Genomic DNA, 17820 nt, shown 5'->3' on the forward strand with positions numbered 1-17820 from the left:
GTTGTGGGGGGTGTTGTGGGGGGGGGGGGCGGGGGGGGGGGGGGGGGGGGGGGGGGGGGGGGGGGTTGTGGGGGGGGGGGGGGGGGCCCCCGCCCCCCCCCCCACCGCAGTATCGGCGCACCCGCCTCTCTCGTCGTGCGCCACCGCAGGCGAAGCCGCTCGAACAGGCCGGCCTGGTTCTTCTTCACGGTGAGCGCCTAGCGCGTCTCCTTGTCCTCCACCAGGAAGCGGGTGTGGTCGGTGCGCGTCGGCCGTCGCCCTGCTTAGCTCGAAGGGCGCCGGCAGGTCCGCGAAGCAGGTGATTTCTCGCCTTCTTCGGGGGTAAGCCCTGTGGGCATCCGGCAGACCTGATCGTGGAGTCAGGGCGCGAGTCGGCGCTCGGCCGAGACGGAGTAGGCGTGGCGGCGGAAGGCCAGCATGGTGTCGTCGGAGGGTTCCACGCCGGGGGCGAGACGGGTGGGGTCGAACACCTGCTGGTGCCAGTGTTCCTCCCGTGCCGAGCGGGCCGTCACTTGCAGATGCCCGGCTGGAATCAGCGGCCGGTGCTCTGGCCACGCCTGTGAGGGGTCGTGGGTCGGGTCGCCCGATTCCGCGAACTGGAACACCACGGTGAAGGTGACGGGTCCGGTTTCGAGTCGGGAGTCGAGGTCGCCGACGAGGAAGTCCGGGGCCAGCGTCTCGGCGTGCGCCGGATCCAGTTCGATTTCGCCCAGTTGGGGCACGAGGCGGTAGCGGAAGGGGCGGCGCTCACCCGACCCGTCCACCAGGACGAAGGCGTGCAGGCCGTCGTAGCGGGCGGTGGCGAAACTGGAGGGTGCCTGCTGGCCGGCGAAGGACTTCAACGCCCCCCGGCTTTCCGGGTGTTGGGCGAGGACGGTGGCGAACTTGCCGGCCGCGGCCAGTTTGCCCTTGGCGCGGTCGGCGAATCCGCCTTCCGTACCCGCCTTGCCCAACGCCTCGACCAGGTCGATGAATCCTTCGGGATTGTGGCTGGGGAAGACCCGGAAGGTCGCGGCCACCAGATCCATGATGCCCTTGTCGGCATTGAGGAACTTCACCGCCATTCCGCGTACGCCGCGTACCCGGTCGTCGGCGTCGAAGCGGCCCGAGCCGTTGGAGAAGCGGACGACCGCCTCGGACTCGGCGGTGAGAGGGGTGGCGGTCGTCCACTGCGTGATCTGCCCGCTGGGCACGAAGCGTGCGTCGTAGACGGCTCCGCGGGCGTGCAGGCGGCGATCATGCGGGCGTGGGTGTGCTGCGGCTTCGATCCGGTCGACGGCCTGTGCCGCGGTCATGCCGTCCGCGGTGACTGAGGAGTCCTGCGGTGCCTGTGCCATGGGCCCATCATCGCATTCGTGATCGTTGCACACCTGGTGGACGAGGTGGCCGTTGCCTGGAGCAGCAGTTGCGGGACGGCGTTGTCGCTGGGAACGCTCCCGCCGGGCACGGCGGAGGCGTTGACCGCACTGCCGCGCACCGTGGAGACCCACACCGGGCCTCGCGAGTGAAGGGCGATCGGGCGGTGGCGACTGTCCCGGGAGTCCGACAGCGTGGCGGCCGGCTCGACGAATGTCCAGGCACCGTTGGTGCACGCGTAGGTCTGTACGCCCTGCGCGTCGAGCACGGCGATCTTCTTGTTGCCGTCAGGTACTTGCAGCTGGGGCGGGATCGGCGTTGTGACCGCAGGTGCGTCCGTGGTCGGTCTGCCGGATGCCTGACCGGCTGCCGCACCGCCGCTCACCGCGGCCGCGACGATGGGCCCCGTCATCAACGCGGCCCGCTTGCTGATGGCATGAGAAATGACTCCACGTGTAGGAGGAAAAAGAATGTGCTGAAAGCGGCGCTCCGGCCCGAAGGCCCGAACTGCCAGTACCTCGCCGCTTCTTGGATCGTACGAGTGGATCTCCGCTCACGGGTGCCTGCGAACCGCGCGTAAGAATTCGGAAAGGTGCCAGTGCCGTTCGGTACCGTTTCGTTCGGTCCCGCTTCATCCTCGTCATACTCGGCGCGGTCTGGATCGCGCAGGGCGTCGGAGCCATGAGCGGCTCGGCCATGTCCGGCCACGGCCAGTACGCAGCGCTTGGCGTGGTGGTTGCGCTGATCGGACTCTTCCTGCTGGTGCGGGCCTGGCGGGTGCGGAACCGCGCGACATCCATGGACGCCCCTGATGGTTGGGCCCGGCCGCATGGCTCACTCGCTCAGTCGCAAACCGCTCATCGACATCCCGCGTCCCACTCCTTGGCGGCAGACGCAGTGCGGGTGGGTTTGCCCAGCGCCCAGAAGAGCACGCCGAGGAGCATGAACCCGATGAGCGGGACGGCCTCCGTCAGCAGGTACTTCCAGCGCTCGTCGTAGCTCCAGCCGTCCGGTGCGTAGTCGGAGCCGAACCAGTGGTCGCCGAGTCCGGGGGCGACCAGTTGCACGCTGGCGAACAGGATCAGCAGGGTGAGCACCACGCTGATGGTGCGCGGGAAGGGCGCCTTGTAGGGGCGAGGGACCTCCGGGGCCTTACGACGCAGTACTGCGAGCGCCGGGAAAATGCCCAGGTAGCTGACGAGAGTGGTGGAGACGGCGAGGCCGAGGACGGCGCCGAAGAGCTTGGCTGCGCTGCCGTTGGTCAGTTCGTGGGCCAGGATCAGGACGACGGTGGAGACCAGCCCGCTGAGGATGTTGACCCGTACCGGCGTGCCGAACCGGCTGGAGATGACGCCGAGGAAGCGGGGCGCGGCACCGTCGTAGCCGGAGACGGCAAGGGCACGGTCGGAGCCCATGACCCAGGTGACGCCGGAGGACAGCACGGTGAGGATGAACATGATCGCGGCGAGGTCCCCGAGCAGGGTGCCGGCGCCGCTGAGCGTGGCGGTGCCGTCGGCGGCGACGTGGCCGCCGTACACGGTGAAGACCTGCCGGATCGCGTCGATGAAGCCGCCGAGGCCGGTGATCGCCTTGACCGGCAGGACGAGCAGGATGCCGAGGATCGGCAGCGCGTAGAGCAGTACGGCGAGGGCGGCGCTGCGGAAGATGGCGAAGGGGACGTCCTTCTGGGCGTCGGTCATCTCGTCGCCGGCGGTGTTGGGCAGCTCGAAACCGACGTAGTTGAACATCAGGACGGGCACCAGGCCGACGAATCCCACGTAGCTGGGGGAGAAGTCGCCGAGCCCGAATCCGTGCAGGCCGTGCTGGATGCCGTACACCACCACCGTGATGGTGAACAGGCCGAGAAGGAGGAAACGACTCCAGGCGCCGACGGTGGGAATCCACTTGCCGACGTCGAAGGAGAGGATCGCGGCGAGCACGCCCACCCACACGAACACGAGGGTGAAGGCGTAGAACGCCGGGGTGCTCAGGTCCTTTCCGTCGTTGAAGAAGGTGGTGTACGCCGTGACGGCGGAAACGGAGAGCGTGCCGCCGAGCCAGACCGGATTGGTGATCCAGTAAAGGAAGTTGTTGACGGCGCCCGCGAGTCGGCCGAAGGCCCGGCTGGTCCAGATATAGGGACCGCCCTCGTCGGGAAACGTGGCCCCGAGTTCGGCGGTCAGCAGCGCGGAGGGCACGAAGAACACGACGGCCAGCACGATGAGCCAGGTGAAAGCCTCGGCACCGGACGAGGCCACGGTGCCGATCGTATCCACTCCGACAATGGTGCAGAGGAGGAAGAAAAGGATGTCGAAGCGGCCGAAGTGCTTGCGCAGTTTCTGCCGCTCCGTCTGGGCTGCCGCCGAGGTGTCGGCAGGCTCGGGAGTAACTTGGCCAGCGGCCACCTGGAGCTCCTGCGTGTTCGTGAACGGGTGCGATCCGGCCAATGCTCCGCCGTCGTCACAAACGCCCACAAGTGGTCATGTGTAAACCTTGACCATCGCCTCCCGGCCCGAATGCAACGGAAACTCCACCGAAACATTGGAGTGAAAAAGGATCGCATTTCCATTGGTCGGAGCAGGCGACCCCGAACAGCTCCGGAACGGGCCGAGCCTCGGCGACGAACTCGGCCGACTCACCCCGGAGCCCTGCCACCTGCCCGAGCCCCATACCTCCGACCTGCTCTCCCGACCAGCGAAGACCGGCGAACCTGAAGGAAGCACTACTAAGCAGGTGCTCACTTGACTACCAGGCGTCACACACGCTTTGCTCCGGCCAGTGATAGTCAGACAGTCGGTCCACATCCCGCCGACGTTCGTACCGACTTGACGCCCCATCCGCTTGCCCGGCTGCACAGCGAGGTGCCGCACCATCATGAACATGACTGCCCCACGTCACCTTTCTGGCCGTTCCGCGCGCGGCGCGGCCCTGGTCTCCGCCCTCGCCGCCGTCTGCCTCCTCGCTGCCGGCTGCTCCCTTTCCGGCGGGTCGGAATCCGGCAACGACGCCGCCCCGGCAGGCCAGGCGGGCACCCCCCGGCTCAAGGTCGCCCTGATCACCCACAGCGCCCCCGGGGACGTGTTCTGGGAGCTGGTGCAGAAGGGCGCGCAGGCAGCGGCCGCCAAGGACAACATCGACCTGACGTACACGAACGACCCCGACGCCGCGGGGCAGGCGGACCTGGTGCGGGACGCGGTCGCCAACCAGGTCGACGGCATCGCGGTGACCCTGGCCAAGCCGGACGCGATGAAGAGTGCGGTCGCCCAGGCCGAGGCGGCCGGCATACCCGTCGTCGGCCTCAACTCCGGTATCGACGCCTGGCAGTCGGCGGGTCTGCTGGAGTACTTCGGCCAGGACGAGAGCGTCGCGGGCCAGGCCGTCGGCGACAAACTCGACGACTACAAGGTCAAGCACGTGCTGTGTGTCATCCACGAGCAGGGCAACGTCGCCCTGGAGGCGCGCTGCGCCGGTGTGAAGAAGACATTCGGCGGCGAGACAGAGAACCTCTACGTGAACGGCGCCGACCCCGACGTGGCGGCCGAGGCCATCGCGGCCAGAGTGCAGCAGGACCCGAGCATCGACGAAGTCGTCACGAACACGGCGAGTTTCGCGCTCGCGGCGGTGCAGTCCGTGAAGGAGGCCGGCAGCAAGGCCGGGATCGCCACCTTCGACGTCAACGCGGACCTGGTCAAGGCCGTGCAGCAGGGGACTGTGCAGTTCGCGGTGGACCAACAGCCCTATCTGCAGGGCTATCTCGCCGTGGACTCGGTCTGGCTCTACAAGACCAACGGCAATCTCAGCGGTGGCGGAGAGGCTCCGGTGCTCACCGGTCCGGCGTTCGTCACCAAGGAGAACGTCGCCGCGGTCGCGGGGTTCGCCGCCAAGGGGACACGCTGATCCGCCGCCGACAGGTAACGACGTCACCAAGGTTTCGGGTACTCACCGTGCGTACGGTCACTTGTACGGATAGCATCCTGCGCACCCCTTGGTGCTCCAGCGGACACACGGTCACCCACCGCGCCCGTCCGAACCCCCCGCCCCCGCTGACATCCCCGCTCCCGCTCCCCCACTCCCCCTCTCCGCAGCCAACTTCCGTCTGTGGATAGCCCTAGGACGACCATGTCTCCACGGACAGGTGCCCGGCGCCGTCTCAATTCCATACGACTCTCGCTGATCCTGCTGGCTCTGGTCCCCAGCGTCACCCTCGCCGCCATGTGGGGTGTGACGACGATCCAGATGTTCTCCGAGGGGCTGCGGCTGCGGGACCAGACCGGGCTGAGCCAGTCGACCGGAGCCATGGGCACCGACGCGACGCTCGCGCTGGAGCAGGAACGCAGTCTGTCGGCCGTGCTGTTGGCGTCGCCGGGCAGCTCCCGGACCGCCCTGGAGGAGCAGCGGAAGCGTACCGACGAGGAGATCGCCAAACTGGCCGGTCAGTCCGACGCGATCCAGAATGCCCCCAAGCGGATCGCCGACCGGATGTACTCGGTCATCGCCTCGATGGGAAGTCTGGAGTACTACCGGGGCCAGGTGGACAACCCCACCAACCTGACCGCCGATCAGTCGCTTGCCCAGTACACCTCGATCATCGACGACCAGATCCACGCCTTCGGGGAGCTCTCCCAGGTCGACGACGGGGACCTCACCTCGCAGGCGGGGCCGCTCATCGCCCTTGAACACTCGGCGGAGTTGGTCTCCCAGGAGGACGCCCAACTGCGTCTGGCCTGGCCGTCGCAGCAGTTCGACGAGAAGTCGTGGGACCAGTTCGCGCAGTTGGTCAACGTACGGCGCTGGCTCGTCGAGGACCAGCTCCGGCCCGCAGTGCGCGGCACCTTGAAGACGGACACCGAGCGGATTCTCCAGAGCCCGGAGTGGAAGACCCTGGAGGCCGTCGAGGATCAGGTGCTCGCAGCCCGGGCCGACGTCAGTGATGACCGGGAGGTCACTCTGCCGGACGCGGAGAAGCGCTGGAGCACCGCACTGGCCAAGGTCTCCGACCAGTACACGATCCTGATCCGCCAAGAGACGGCCGCACTGCTCGAACGCAGCGACGACAAGGCACAGGGACTGCTGATCAAAGCGGCCTCGCTGAGCGCCGGTGGCCTTGTCGCCCTGCTGGTCTGCGTCGCGATGTCGTGGCGTATCACCCGGTCCCTCTCTCGTCGGCTGCGCGGACTGCGCATCGCGACCCTCAGCCTGGCGGAGGAACGGCTGCCCGACGTGGTCGCACGGCTCGACCGCGGCGAGAAGATCGACATGGAGTCCGCCGCGCCTCCGCTGGACTACGGCACGGACGAACTCGGCCAGGTGGCACAGGCGTTCAACACCGCGCAGCGCACGGCCGTGCACACCGCGGTGGAGCTCGCCGACACCCGACGCGGCTTCCAGAAGGTGATCCTGGGCATCGCCCGGCAGAGCCAGAACCTGGTCAACCTCCAGCTCAGCAAGCTCGACACACTGGAACGCGAGCACCAGGACCCGCAGATTCTCAAAGGCCTGTACGAACTCGATTCCAACGCGAGCCAGTTGCGCCGGTACGAGGAGAACCTCGTCATCATCAGTGGCGAGCAGCCCCGGCGCAGCTGGACCGAACCGGTCGCGCTGATCGACATCCTGCGCAGCGCCATCGGCGAGATAGCCGAGTACCAGCGGGTGGAGGTGCACACCGACGAGGAGGTGTTCCTCACCCCGCCCGCGGTGGCGGACGTCATCCATCTGCTGGCCGAACTGATCGACAACGCGACCGTGTACTCTCCCGCGCCCAGCCCGGTCGGGATGCGGGCAGGAATGGTGGCGAAGGGTCTGGCAGTCGAGATCGAGGACCGCGGCCTGGGCATGTCCGAGGAGGACTACGCGGCGTTCAACGCCCAGTTGGCGGTGCCCCCGCAGTTCGACGTGGTGGCGCTGGCCGATGACCTGCGGCTCGGCATGTTCGTGATCGCTCGGCTCGCCACCCGGCACGGCATCGCCGTCACACTGCGCTCCTCGCCGTACGGAGGGACCACCGCGATTGTGCTCATCCCGCACGACATCGTGGTGCGGGAGCCCGGCGAATTCCCTTCCACAGGCGCGGACACGGCGGCTTCGGTGGACTCGGCGGGCTCCCCGGCCCGGGAGTCGGCCGCAGCCGCGAAGAGCTCCACCGCAGGCACTCCCGGCCCGGAGCGGCAGACCCACGAGCGCTCGCTGGAGACCCAGCCCGTCGTCCGGGCCAGGACGGCCGCCGACGCTTCCCGGTCCGCTTCCGCCTCCGGAATGCCCCACCCGGACTCGGGCGAAGTCGAGAGCGGGGGAGGACTTTCTCGGCTGCCGCGCCGCGTACCGCAGACCAGTCTGGCCGCCGAGCTGCGGGAGGACTCCGGGTCCGTCGCGACCGCTGACGACTCCTTCGAGGACTTCAGTGCCGAGCGCGCGGCCTCCTCCCTCTCCGGGTTCCAGCGCGGAACGCTCCAGGCGCGTGACGACGTCACGGATACGACGGCCGACCAGGGGGAAGAAGCCGCACCGGAAGGCGCATCCATCACCTCGAATCCGCCCGCAGACCGCTCGTGAAGGACAGAAAAATGACACGCCCCGCCCCCGCCACGCACAGCCAGCTCGACCAACTGCTCACCGGACTGGTGGAACGGGTCGCCGAAGTGAACCACGCCGTCGTGCTCTCCGAGGACGGACTGGTCGTCAGCAGGTCAACGGGCTTCCTGCGCGACGACGCCGAGCGGCTGGCAGCGACGGCGTCCGGTCTGATGAGCCTCAGCAAGGGCGTCAGCATGGACTTCCACGGCGGCCCCGTGCGACAGGCGCTCATCGAGATGGCCAACTGCTTTCTGATACTCAGCACGGCCGGCCCCGGCGCCCACCTCGCGGTGCTCACCAACCAGGGCGCGGACGTCGGCGTGGTCGCGTACCAGATGAACATGCTGGTGAAGAAGATCGGCGAGCACCTCAGCGCGGCGCCTCGTGGCGGCATCGCCGTCACTGACGACGGCGAGTGAGGTGAACGGAGGTGACGCGTCGGGCCGCCTGGTACGGCCGTTCACGCTGACCGGCGGCCGGACCAGGCCCAGCCGCGCCGACTTCACCCTCATCACGATGGTCACAGCGGTGGACCCGCCGCCCGACCGGGCCGGCCGGCCGCAACCCGAGCACGCGCGGATTCTGCGGCTGTGCGCGAAGCCGGTCGTCGTGGCGGAGCTCGCCGCCCAGCTCGACCTGTCGGTGAGTGTGGTCTGCATCATGCTGTGCGATCTGTTGGAGGAGGGCCGGATCACTGCCCACGCGCCGCGCCAGATCTCCCGAACCTCGGACATGGACCTGCTGCAGAAAGTGAGGGACGGCCTTGGCCGGCTCTGACCCCGTCATCCAGGGGACCTCGGCACCCCAAGCACCCGACACGGTAAAGATCCTGATCGCCGGAGGATTCGGCGTCGGCAAGACGACCATGGTCGGGTCGGTCAGTGAGATCGTCCCGCTGCGCACCGAGGAATCGCTGACCTCGGCCGGTCTGGGCGTCGACGACCTCAACGGCATCCCGGAGAAGCGCGCCACCACCGTGGCCCTGGACTTCGGCCGGATCACGCTCAGCCAGAAACTGATCCTCTACCTCTTCGGCACGCCCGGGCAGCAGCGGTTCTGGTTCATGTGGAACGACCTCGCCATCGGCGCTCTGGGCGCGGTGGTTCTCATCGACGTACGCAGGCTGGAGTCCAGCTTCGCCGCGATCGACTTCTTCGAGCGGCGGGACATCCCGTTCGTCGTCGGCGTCAACGGCTTCCACGGAAAACATCCGTACGACCCGGACGAGATCCGTGACTCCCTGGCCTTGCCGGAGGGAACTCCCGTGCTCCTCTGCGATGCCCGGGACCGTGAGTCGTGCCGTGACGTACTGATCGCTCTGATCGACCAGTTGATCGTCACCTCAGCCCAGAACAACGGAAACGGCAGGCGCAGCAGGAGTCTGTGACGGGAGCGGACCGAGGGCAGGACGGCCCAGACCCTGGCCGTCCTGCCCTCGCCCTCGGGTTTGTCCATCGGCGCGACGGGGCCGCCGCGGGGTGGCTGCCCAGTCACGAGCACGGTAGGCAGGTCGTCGCGGCCGAATGGCCCGGGCGGCCGCCCGGGGTAACCGGGCAGCCGGGTCGGGTCGGCGCTGCCCCACATCGACAGTGACCTCGGTCAACCGTGAAACCTCCCACACGGGCCCCCGGAACCTCGGGCGTCAGCCGTGGTTCGGCCGAGTGTCGGGGGCGGTTCAGACAGTCGCCCCCGCGGTGGACGGCGACTCCACTTCGGCGTCCTCGGTGGAGTCGGCCGTTCGGTCCGTCAGGATGCGGTAGAGCACCGGCGGCCTTCGGCGCGACGGTCCCGGACGGGGTAGGTACCTACTGCAGCGCGCGCACCGCGGCCGAGAACACCGAAGGCATCCGGGACGCCGCGGGGACGATGAGACGGGCGGTGCCCGGACGGCGGCTCGCGGTCAGCAGGGCCCCGGTCAGCAGCCGGTGGCGTCGGGTCAGCCTGGCCCAGGCGCGCTCGTACTCGTTCGGTCGCCCGGCGGCAAGGCAGCGGACGGCGGCCCCGGCCGTCGCCAGCGCGAGAGCGATGCCCTCACCGGTGAGCGCGTCCAGGTAGCCCGCGGCGTCGCCGACGAGCAGGACACGACCGGCGGTTCTGCGTCGCACCCGCTGCCGCAGCGGTCCGGCGCCCCGTACGTCCGTCGCGGGCGGGCCGTGCAGCGAGGCGAGGAGGGCCGGGAAGCCGGCCAGGTGCTCGTCGTATCCGCGACGGCTGCGGCTGAGGACCGCGACGCCCACCAAGTCGTCGCCGACCGGGGTCACATAGGCCTCACCGTGCCCGGACCAGTGGACCTCCACGAAGTCCGTCCACGGCTCGACGCGGAAGTGCCGGCGCAGTCCGTAGCGGCCGTGGGCGATGCCCGGCAACTCCAGCCCCAGGCCGCGGCGCACCGGGGAGTGCAGGCCGTCGGCGGCGATCAGCCAACGGGCCGTGGTGCCCGCGGCGGTGACCGTGTCCGCGCTCTGCTGCACCTCGCCGACCTTGCCCGCCAGCATGCGCACGCCCAGGTCGAGAGCGCGCCGGTGCAGTGCGGAGTGCAGTGTCGTACGGCGGATCCCCAGCCCGCCATGGCGGTGGAAAGGCGCTTCGGCGCGGGCGGTGCCGTCGACGTAACGGATGCCGCGCAGTTCGCGGCCGGTGACCTCGACACCCAGTGCTCGCAGTGCGGCGACACCGCCGGGCATGACGCCTTCTCCGCAGGCCTTGTCGACGGGCCCGGTCCGGGGCTCGACGACGACGGTCTCCAGGCCGGCGAGCGCGGCGTGAATGGCGGCGGCCAGCCCGGCCGGTCCGCCGCCGGCCACCAGGACGTCGATCACGCCGGAGCGGCCGCGGTCGACGTGGTCGCGGCGGCCAGCGCCCGGTTCTCGCAGCGGATGCGCACGGTGAGCAGGGCGGCGTTGAGCACCGTGAACACGGCCGCGGTCAGCCAGGCGGTGTGGATCAGTGGCAGGGCCACGCCCTCGGCGACGACGGCCACATAGTTCGGATGCCGCAGCCACCGCCACCTGTAGGGGCCGCCCGCCACCAGCGGCAGGCCGGGTACGACGATCACCCTGGTGTTCCAGCGGGGGCCCAGGGTACGGATGCACCACCACCGCAGCGCCTGGGCGCCCACCAGCACGGCCAGCATCGGCCATGCCAGGGCGGGGACGAAGGGCCGGTCGGCCAGCCACACCTCGGCCAGGCAGCCGGCCAGCAGACCGGTGTGGAGGACGACCATCGCCGGGTAGTGGCCCTGCCCGGTCTCGGTCGCGCCGCGGGCGGTGCTCCACCGTTCGTTGCGGCGGGCGACGACGAGTTCGGCGACGCGCTCGGCGGCGACGGCGGCCACCAGAAGTCCGTACCAGATCATGTGTCCACTGTCCTTCGTGTCCTTCGTGTCCTTCGCGTCCTTATTCGGGCTGAACTACCAGCGCAGCAGGACGAGTTCGCAGGCGAAGCCGGGACCCATCGCCAGCAGCAGACCCGGCGTGCCCGGCGGCGGGCGGCGAGCGGCCAGGGTGTCGCGCAGTACGTGGAGCACGGATGACGAGGACAGATTGCCCACGTCGGCCAGATGACGCCAGGTCACATCGAGTGCGTCGTCGGGCAGGTCGAGGGCCTCGGTGACGGCCTCCAGGACCTTGGGGCCGCCGGGGTGGCACACCCAGGCGGTCACGTCCTTCGGCTTGATCCCATGGTCGCCGAGGAACCCCTCGACGTCATCGGCGAGGTATCGGCGCACCACATCGGGGACCTGCGGGTCGAGGACGACCTTGAAGCCGGTGCTGTTGATGTCCCAGCCCATGACGCGCCCGGTGTCCGGATACAGGTGGCTGCGGGTGTCCACGATCGTCGGGCCCGCGATCGCGTCCGGGCGGTCAGCGCCGCACGCGACGACCGCGGCGGCGCCGTCGCCGAACAGTCCCGTCGCCACCAGGTTGGCCATCGAGGCGTCGTTGCGCTGGAAGGTGAGCGAGCACAGCTCCACCGACAGCAACACCGCCATCTGGTCGGGCCGGCCCAGCAGGTAGTCGTGCATCCGGGCCAGGCCCGCGGCGCCACCCGCACAGCCCAGACCGAACAGGGGGAGCCGTTTGACGTCCGGCCGCAGTCCGAGGCGGCCGACCAGCCGTGCGTCGATCGAAGGGGTGGCGATGCCGGTGACGGAGGTGAAGATCAGCAGGTCCACGTCGGCGGCGGTCAGACCGGCGGCGTGCAACGCGCCCCGGACGGCCTGGGCGCCCAGGTCGGTGGCGGCGGCGATGAAGACATCGTTGGAGGCGCCGAACCCGTCCAGTTCCCCGTACCGTTCGAGCGGCAGCGTCATATGGCGCGAGCCGACCTTCGCACTGCGGTGCAGCCGGTCCAGGACCCGGCGGTCGGTGTTCGCGGGCAGGCAGGTGCGGGCCACCATGTCCGTGATCTCGTGCTGGGTGCGACGGTGCGGTGCGAGGGCACCGTGGACAGCTGCGATCCGGGTCATACGGTTCCCGTCTGGGCTCCTGCATCGGGCTGACTTGCTTTGCACGTGTTCCCCGGTCCGGGGTTTCGACACCCTTGATCGCCCGTCCGGCGGCTCGTCCCGGGGGCGCGGTGCGCCGAGCGAGTGGGGCAGCGCGCCTACGATCGGCGGGTGGGCACTCCTGAGCAGTCGACGGCCGACGGCCCGCCCGTGAGTTGGGCCGGCCGGGTGGCCGGCCTGGCCGGGTCGTGCCACCCCGGGCCTGTCGTGGCGGTCACCGTCCTGATGTCCGCGCTGGCCGTCACCGCGGGCCAGAGCGCAGCGCGTTGTGTCCTGACCGGCGCCGCCGTGCTGACCGGGCAGCTGTCCGTCGGCTGGTGCAACGACGCCTTCGACGCGCGCCGGGACATCGCCGCCGGCCGCCGGGGCAAACCCGTCGTCGACGGCACGGTCGGCGTGACGGAGGTGTGGGTGGCCGCGTACGCCGCACTGGTGCTGTGCGTGCCGCTGTCGTTCGCCTGCGGCCTGTGGGCGGGCACCGTTCACCTGGCCGGCGTGGCAGCGGCGTGGGCGTACGACCTGCGGCTCAAGGCGACAGTGTGGTCCTGGGCGCCCTACGCGGTGGGCTTCGCCGGCCTCCCGGCGTTCGTCGCGCTGGGGCTGCCGGGGCATCCGTGGCCGGCCTGGTGGGTTGTCACCGCCGGGGCGTTGCTGGGGGTCGGATCCCATCTGGGCGACGTGCTGCCGGACATCCGTGGGGATCTGGCGACGGGTGTACGGGGATGGCCGCACCGGCTGGGTCCGGACGGCGCTCGGCTGCTGCTGCCGGTGCCGCTGGTGGCCGCGTCCGCGGTTCTGGTGCTGGGGCCCGCCGGACCACCCGGCAGGTGGGGAATGGCGGCGCTCGCGGTGACCGTACTGATCGCGGCGGTGGGGACGGTGCTGGGACGCCGCTGGGAGAGGCTGGCGTTCGCGGCGGCGGTCGCCGTGGCGGTGGTCGACGTGGCGGTACTGCTGGTGCGCGGCGCGGGAATCGGCTGACCCCACGCGGGCGCGGACTGCGGGTGTTACGGCTACTCGCTGACGTCGTCGAGGGGGAGCGGTGCCGTCGGTCGCATCGCCACCGTCGCGGCACACACACGGGGTGCGCCGCCGGGCCGCCAGTCCGTGCAGGGCACACCGGCCGTCCCGCGGCTCATCCGGTGATCGTCAGGTGTCAGCCATACCCCTGGTCCTCCGGTGTTCACCGGATCCGCGCAGGTGGGCGTGAGCACCGGGCTGCGCCGCTGTCCGCTTTCCGAGAGGAAGGACCGGCGCCCGCAACACCGTCGGGCCCGCTGGCCGCTGGCCGCTGGCCGGTGGCCGGTGGACCAGGCCGATGTCGCGCCCTCCACGTGACCGGAACCCGGCACAGGCCGCACGGTGGGTCCGGTCCACCAGGGTCCGGCCACGGTGCTCCCAACCGGACGCTGTGGCGCAGGACTCCGACTACAGGTCCGCCAGGTTCTCCCGCAGGCCCTCGGCCTGCCTGCGGTTGAGCCGGCGCAGGTTCAGGGGCGACGTACCCGTGGCGGGCGTCGGCGGGTGGTCTGCGTGGCTCCGCGGTCGTATCGGCCCGGGCGGGCCGTCACAGTACACCGCCCGGGAGGGGAGGCATGGCCGGAGGGAACCGGTGCGCGGCCTGGTGCTGGGGAGTGTGCCAGGAGGGTGAGGGCCATGGAGGCGGTCGGCTCCCGGCGAGGGCATCCGGGAGAGTGAGAAAGAGGGAACCGGTGCCGGTGAGGGCGACGAGTCGCTCCAACCCCGGGCTGGGATGGTGCAGTTGCAGGGATCCTCCGGCTGCGGCGGTGTGCGACAAGGGAATGGGTGGGGTACTCATGGGGAGGGTGCCTCGGTTCACGAGACCGTGCCGGGCTCCCGGCACGGTCGTACTGGCGGGCAGGCAGGTGAATGGCCGATCCTGCAGCCGATGTTCCGGGGGTGGGACGCAGCCGGTTCCCTTGGGCATGCGATGTGCGGGGCGAGCGGACGAATGATCCGCTCTGTGCAGGCATGTGAGCCAAGCAGTCGTGGCTCGCCGAGGTCCGGGACGTCCACGTTCAGCATAGTCGGGAGGCTGGTCCGGCGGTTGGCCGCGGTGAGGAGCAGCAGGATGTTTACACGGCGGTGACAGGGCGGCTCCGACGTCCCCCTGTCCGGCGATCGGCGTCCTGTTCCTGCCGGGGTTGCACGGTAGGGCGCGAGGCTGTTCTGCGAGGGTGCCTTGTCCCTACATACAGGGTCGGTTGTACGGCGGCGGTTCAGGGCCTGCGGTGCGTGGACCTGGCAGCCGTCAGCACCGGGCGCGCTGGAGGCGCGAGGACCGACGGGACCGCGAACGCCGCGGGTGACCGATGAACTGGCCCTGACAGCCAGGCATCCAGAGGTTCCGGAAGCGCCTTCGGCCGCTCCGGACGCGCGGAGACCGTAAAGAGGCCGATGCCATGCACTGCTCGCCTGGCCGATGCGGCGTGCACTGGGGCAGCTCCCACACCGAGGACCGGGAGTGCGACCCACCATCGTCAGCTGGTGAAGGAGGCTCCACGATCAACCGTTTCCGTTCCTCCGGTGCCAGTGACGGGTCCTCGCGGGGTGTGATAATCGACGTGCATGCCGAAGAAGCCTTCCGGCGCCGCGCACCGATCGTCTGTGTCGGTACGGCTGGGCCGACTGATCCGCGACTCGCCGATCGAGCGTGGATGGCGGCGGAGCCGAGAGATCGAACTGGGGCCGAGGTCGCTGGGATTTTCGGCGCTCGGATTCCTCACACTGGTGCCCCTGCTGATCGTTGTCTCCGCGGCGGATCCGCAGCACGGACGGGGGTTCGCGCAGTGGCTGGGGGACGGACTCGGCGTGTCGAGGGCCGCCAAGGGTCAGATCGGGCTGTTGTTCGCCCGGCCCGGTCAGGTGCTGGAGACCACGACCGCCTTCGGGCTCGCCGCCCTCGCCGTCTTCGGGCTGACCTTCGGGGCGGCCGTGCAGACCGGCTACGAGAAGGTCTGGGAGCTGCCCTCGGCCCGCTGGTACGCAAGATGGCGCCACGTGTTGTGGCTCGGCGTGCTCGTCGGCACTCTCTACCTGACCGCCACCACCACGCTGTGGCGCCATTCTCCGGCGGGCACGCTCGGCGCTGCGCTGAGCGCTGTCCTGTTCTTCTGGTGGTCGCAGCGGGTGCTGCTCGGCGGGCGGGTCGCGTGGAGCGCCCTGCTGCCCGGCGCGGTGGCCACGGCGGTCGGACTGCTCGGTCTGCGGGTCTTCTCCCGTCTCGTCTTCTCACCGCTGATCGCCTCCAGTGCCGTCGCCTACGGTCCCTTCGGAACCGTCCTCGTCGTCCAGTCCTGGCTGGTCGGCGTCGGGGTCGTCGTCTTCGGCGGTGCGCTGGTGGGCCGCCTCGTGCACGAGGAACTCCCCGGCGTGACAAAGGTGGTGAAACAGCGGACCCGGCGGATACGACCAACCGATGACCGATGACCGATGACCGATGTCTGGTGCCTGGTGACCGAGCCGACGAGCGGCCCGTTCCGGTCCGTTCGGCTCCGGCCGTCGCTCCTCGACTGCCAGGTATCAAATCCCGTGCCGGGGGCACTGGAGAGCGGTGGACGCGTACCGCGCGCCCACGCCATGGGGAGGACATCATGACCTCGTCTCACGCACAAGGGCGTGGCCGGTCCGCGAAATCCGCGGCCCGTACCACCCAGAACGAGACGCTGACTGCCGCAGGACGAGCGGGATTTGTCGCGCGGGGCGTCGTCTACGTCCTGATCGGCGCCCTTGCCATTCAGATCGCCCTCGGCAGCGGCGAGGAGGCGGCCGACCGGCAGGGCGCACTTGCCCAGGTGGCGGCACAGCCGTTCGGGAAGGTGATGCTGTGGGCGATGGTGGTCGGCTTTGGCTGCATGGCGTTGTGGCGGGGGTCCCGCGCGGTCGGGGGCAGGGGGCCTCGGCGCAAGGCCGCCTCGCGAGCCCTTGACGGCGGAAGGGCGGTCTTCTACGCCGCCGTCTGCTGGGCCACGGCGACGTATGCCGCGGGGGGCGGCCAGGGCTCCAGCGGCAACTCGCAGTCGCAGGACTGGACGGCATCGGTGCTCGAATTGCCGTACGGCCAGGTACTGGTGGGCGCCGGGGGCTGCCTGCTGATCGGCATCGGTGCGGTGCTCGCCGTCCGGGCAGCGATGCGGCGATTCCTGCGGCAGCTCAACACCGGCGCCATGAGCCACCGTACGAAGCAGGTCGTCACCGGTCTGGGTGTCGGCGGGGGCGTGGCACGCGGCCTGGTGTTCGCCGCGGCGGGGATCTTCATCCTGGTGGCAGCCATCCGCTTCGACCCGGACGAGGCCAAGGGCGTGGACGCAACGCTGCGTAGCTTCACACAGACACCGATGGGGCCATGGCTCTTGGTTGCCGTTGCGATCGGGCTGATCCTCTTCGGCGTCTTCTCCTTCGCCTCGGCGCGCTGGCGCCGTCTGTGAACGGCGACCCGAGCCCGACCTGCCGGACGACTACTGACTGGTTCACACTTGCTCTCGGGCTGGTCGCCACTGCTCAGCCACCGCTCCGCCATCGCTGTCAGTGCACCAGGCCCGGGAGGAGTTCGGAGTTGTCGATGAAGGCGCGGGCCAGGTCGGACGGACGGCGGTTGTGGGCTGTGGGCTCGGGCGTGGCCGCGCAGTGCTGCGTTGACCGGAGCGTTGCTGTAACAGGCTGATGGCGGCTACGTCGGCCAGGGCCTGGGCGATGAGTGTGTCCGCCGGGTCGAAGGGGCCGGGTGCGGTGTGGAACAGGTTCAGGGCGCCGACGGTCTCGTCCCGCAGCCGCGTGGGCGGAGCCTGGACCGCTACGGAGCCGACGTGGGGTGGGCCGCCGTGACGAAGCGCGGCCGGCGGGCGACCTCCCGGGTCAGGTCGGGGACGATCATCGGCGGCACCCTCGATGGGGATCCTTCCCGCCGGGGAAGGGCGGGAAGTACGGCCCGTTCATCGAATGTCACCGGCGCATCAGGTCTCCTCGTCGGCCCGGCCCGGCTCCGAGTCCGGGGAGAAGCGGAGCCGACGGGCCACGATGTCGGAGGCGACGTCTGCGAGTCGGCGTCCCTGCATGTGGGCGTAGGCGCGGAGCCGGACGAAGGCTTCGTCGATGCCGACGCCGGGTTGGGCCGTCAGCACGCCGGTGGCCTGGTCGATCTCCGCCCGGTGGTCGCCCAGGTCCTCGAAGTCGTGGTCCGGCACCGGTCCGCCGGCTGCCGCTCCTGTCTCGTCGATCCGCGCGTCGAGCGGGAGGAGCGTCGCGAGATCGGCGAAGGCCAGTGCGTCGGCCAGCTCCTCCGCGCTCAGCAGGGTCGGCACGTTGGCGTACAGGTCGAGAACTCCTGGGCTGATCGCCCCGATCGACACGTCGGAAGGCCGCCG

General features: G+C 70.0%; 16 protein-coding genes. 8 read left to right on the forward strand and 8 right to left on the reverse strand.

Going from position 1 to position 17820, the window contains the following annotated elements; all coding sequences use genetic code 11:
- Positions 1 to 359: 359 nt before the first annotated feature.
- The 3 genes from ACIPC1_RS09370 to ACIPC1_RS09380 form a co-directional block, all read right to left on the reverse strand.
- Positions 360 to 1337 carry a catalase gene (locus tag ACIPC1_RS09370; protein WP_402514902.1) on the reverse strand — a complete coding sequence of 326 codons (978 nt, stop codon included), beginning with the start codon at positions 1335 to 1337 and terminating at the stop codon, positions 360 to 362.
- Positions 1292 to 1768: a DUF3455 domain-containing protein gene (locus ACIPC1_RS09375; RefSeq protein ID WP_402514904.1), complete on the reverse strand. Its 477-nt coding sequence runs from the start codon at positions 1766 to 1768 to the stop codon at positions 1292 to 1294. The genes ACIPC1_RS09370 and ACIPC1_RS09375 overlap by 46 nt, the downstream gene beginning before the upstream one ends.
- Positions 1769 to 2213: 445 nt before the next feature.
- On the reverse strand, positions 2214 to 3761 hold the full coding sequence (locus ACIPC1_RS09380) for an APC family permease (protein ID WP_402514907.1): 1548 nt from the start codon (positions 3759 to 3761) through the stop codon (positions 2214 to 2216).
- 469 nt (positions 3762 to 4230) lie between these two features.
- Between ACIPC1_RS09380 and ACIPC1_RS09385 the strand changes: the two genes are divergently transcribed.
- From ACIPC1_RS09385 to ACIPC1_RS09405, 5 genes are all read left to right on the forward strand, one after another.
- Entirely contained in the window at positions 4231 to 5253 is a 1023-nt protein-coding gene (locus ACIPC1_RS09385) for a substrate-binding domain-containing protein (RefSeq protein WP_402514909.1), read from the forward strand.
- A 222-nt stretch (positions 5254 to 5475) separates the two neighbouring features.
- Positions 5476 to 7908 carry a nitrate- and nitrite sensing domain-containing protein gene (locus ACIPC1_RS09390; RefSeq protein WP_402514911.1) on the forward strand — a complete coding sequence of 811 codons (2433 nt, stop codon included), beginning with the start codon at positions 5476 to 5478 and terminating at the stop codon, positions 7906 to 7908.
- A gap of 11 nt (positions 7909 to 7919) precedes the next feature.
- Positions 7920 to 8348, forward strand: a complete 429-nt coding sequence (locus tag ACIPC1_RS09395) for a roadblock/LC7 domain-containing protein (RefSeq protein WP_402514912.1) — start codon at positions 7920 to 7922, stop codon at positions 8346 to 8348.
- 1 nt (position 8349) lies between these two features.
- Positions 8350 to 8706: a DUF742 domain-containing protein gene (locus tag ACIPC1_RS09400; protein WP_402514915.1), complete on the forward strand. Its 357-nt coding sequence runs from the start codon at positions 8350 to 8352 to the stop codon at positions 8704 to 8706.
- Positions 8693 to 9316: a GTP-binding protein gene (locus ACIPC1_RS09405; RefSeq protein ID WP_402514917.1), complete on the forward strand. Its 624-nt coding sequence runs from the start codon at positions 8693 to 8695 to the stop codon at positions 9314 to 9316. The genes ACIPC1_RS09400 and ACIPC1_RS09405 overlap by 14 nt, the downstream gene beginning before the upstream one ends.
- Before the next feature lie 418 nt (positions 9317 to 9734).
- Here ACIPC1_RS09405 and ACIPC1_RS09410 read toward each other — a convergent pair whose 3' ends face one another.
- Genes ACIPC1_RS09410 through ACIPC1_RS09420 form a run of 3 tightly spaced genes read right to left on the reverse strand, consistent with a single transcriptional unit; the run spans position 9735 to position 12397 of the window.
- Entirely contained in the window at positions 9735 to 10748 is a 1014-nt protein-coding gene (locus ACIPC1_RS09410) for an NAD(P)/FAD-dependent oxidoreductase (protein ID WP_402514919.1), read from the reverse strand.
- A complete protein-coding gene (locus tag ACIPC1_RS09415; protein ID WP_402514921.1) occupies positions 10745 to 11284 on the reverse strand; it encodes an isoprenylcysteine carboxyl methyltransferase family protein in 540 nt (179 codons plus the stop codon). Before ACIPC1_RS09415 ends, ACIPC1_RS09410 begins: the two co-directional genes overlap by 4 nt.
- A gap of 54 nt (positions 11285 to 11338) precedes the next feature.
- A complete protein-coding gene (locus ACIPC1_RS09420) occupies positions 11339 to 12397 on the reverse strand; it encodes a type III polyketide synthase (protein ID WP_384382814.1) in 1059 nt (352 codons plus the stop codon).
- A 150-nt stretch (positions 12398 to 12547) separates the two neighbouring features.
- Here ACIPC1_RS09420 and ACIPC1_RS09425 point away from each other — a divergent pair, with 150 nt between their 5' ends.
- A complete protein-coding gene (locus ACIPC1_RS09425) occupies positions 12548 to 13417 on the forward strand; it encodes a UbiA family prenyltransferase (RefSeq protein WP_402514923.1) in 870 nt (289 codons plus the stop codon).
- A gap of 32 nt (positions 13418 to 13449) precedes the next feature.
- Here ACIPC1_RS09425 and ACIPC1_RS09430 read toward each other — a convergent pair whose 3' ends face one another.
- Entirely contained in the window at positions 13450 to 13575 is a 126-nt protein-coding gene (locus tag ACIPC1_RS09430; protein WP_402514924.1) for a hypothetical protein, read from the reverse strand.
- Positions 13576 to 15025: 1450 nt separating this feature from the next.
- On the opposite strand from ACIPC1_RS09430, the gene ACIPC1_RS09435 reads away from it, so the two are divergent.
- Complete coding sequence (locus ACIPC1_RS09435) at positions 15026 to 15886, forward strand: ribonuclease BN (protein ID WP_402514925.1); 861 nt, start codon at positions 15026 to 15028, stop codon at positions 15884 to 15886.
- A gap of 164 nt (positions 15887 to 16050) precedes the next feature.
- Positions 16051 to 16884: a DUF1206 domain-containing protein gene (locus ACIPC1_RS09440; protein ID WP_402514928.1), complete on the forward strand. Its 834-nt coding sequence runs from the start codon at positions 16051 to 16053 to the stop codon at positions 16882 to 16884.
- Positions 16885 to 17409: 525 nt separating this feature from the next.
- Here the strand turns inward: ACIPC1_RS09440 and ACIPC1_RS09445 are convergent.
- Entirely contained in the window at positions 17410 to 17805 is a 396-nt protein-coding gene (locus tag ACIPC1_RS09445; protein WP_402514930.1) for an ANTAR domain-containing protein, read from the reverse strand.
- Positions 17806 to 17820: the final 15 nt, after the last annotated feature.

The sequence above is a fragment of the Streptomyces sp. NPDC087263 genome, from assembly GCF_044744645.1.
Taxonomy (GTDB): Bacteria; Actinomycetota; Actinomycetes; order Streptomycetales; family Streptomycetaceae; genus Streptomyces.

Excerpts from the sequence above, each read along its gene's own strand:
- ACIPC1_RS09430 (WP_402514924.1), bottom strand. The coding sequence starts at position 13,575 with ATGAGCCGCGGGACGGCCGGTGTGCCCTGCACGGACTGGCGGCCCGGC.
- ACIPC1_RS09375 (WP_402514904.1), bottom strand. The coding sequence starts at position 1,768 with ATGACGGGGCCCATCGTCGCGGCCGCGGTGAGCGGCGGTGCGGCAGCC.
- ACIPC1_RS09385 (WP_402514909.1), top strand. The coding sequence starts at position 4,231 with ATGAACATGACTGCCCCACGTCACCTTTCTGGCCGTTCCGCGCGCGGC.
- ACIPC1_RS09440 (WP_402514928.1), top strand. The coding sequence starts at position 16,051 with ATGACCTCGTCTCACGCACAAGGGCGTGGCCGGTCCGCGAAATCCGCG.
- ACIPC1_RS09415 (WP_402514921.1), bottom strand. The coding sequence starts at position 11,284 with ATGATCTGGTACGGACTTCTGGTGGCCGCCGTCGCCGCCGAGCGCGTC.
- ACIPC1_RS09370 (WP_402514902.1), bottom strand. The coding sequence starts at position 1,337 with ATGGCACAGGCACCGCAGGACTCCTCAGTCACCGCGGACGGCATGACC.
- ACIPC1_RS09395 (WP_402514912.1), top strand. The coding sequence starts at position 7,920 with ATGACACGCCCCGCCCCCGCCACGCACAGCCAGCTCGACCAACTGCTC.
- ACIPC1_RS09420 (WP_384382814.1), bottom strand. The coding sequence starts at position 12,397 with ATGACCCGGATCGCAGCTGTCCACGGTGCCCTCGCACCGCACCGTCGC.
- ACIPC1_RS09390 (WP_402514911.1), top strand. The coding sequence starts at position 5,476 with ATGTCTCCACGGACAGGTGCCCGGCGCCGTCTCAATTCCATACGACTC.
- ACIPC1_RS09435 (WP_402514925.1), top strand. The coding sequence starts at position 15,026 with ATGCCGAAGAAGCCTTCCGGCGCCGCGCACCGATCGTCTGTGTCGGTA.